Below are 512 nucleotides of genomic sequence, written 5' to 3' on the forward strand. Positions count from 1 at the left end.
AAAATCCTGTCCTTCTCGGTTGATCCGGCCACCGGTTACCAGCCGTTCCACGGCCGCCGCGTTGCCTTCTCTCTGGGCCTCAAGGGCGCTCAGGTTAAGGAATGCGTCAAGCTGATGGGCATCCTCTACAAAGCCTTCATGGAAAAAGACATGGAGATGCTTGAGATCAACCCGCTGATCGTCATGCCGGGCGGCTCGCTCAAGGTTCTTGACGCCAAGGTTGGTTTTGACGGCAACGCCACCTACCGCCACCCAGATATCGCCGAGCTGCGCGACGAGACCGAGGAAGATTCCAAGGAACTCGAAGCGTCCAAATACGACCTGAACTACATCGCGCTTGACGGTGAAATCGGTTGTATGGTGAACGGCGCCGGTCTTGCGATGGCCACCATGGACATCATCAAACTCTACGGTGCTGAGCCTGCCAACTTCCTCGACGTAGGCGGCGGTGCCACCAAAGAGAAAGTGACCGAAGCGTTCAAGATCATCACCAGCGACGACAACGTCAAAGG

1 pseudogene is annotated in these 512 nt (G+C 56.6%); it reads left to right on the forward strand.

The features are described from left to right. Positions 1-512, forward strand: a pseudogene (locus tag AC5EFR_RS09875) (ATP-grasp domain-containing protein); the annotation flags it as partial.

This window comes from Pelagimonas sp. (genome assembly GCF_058892305.1).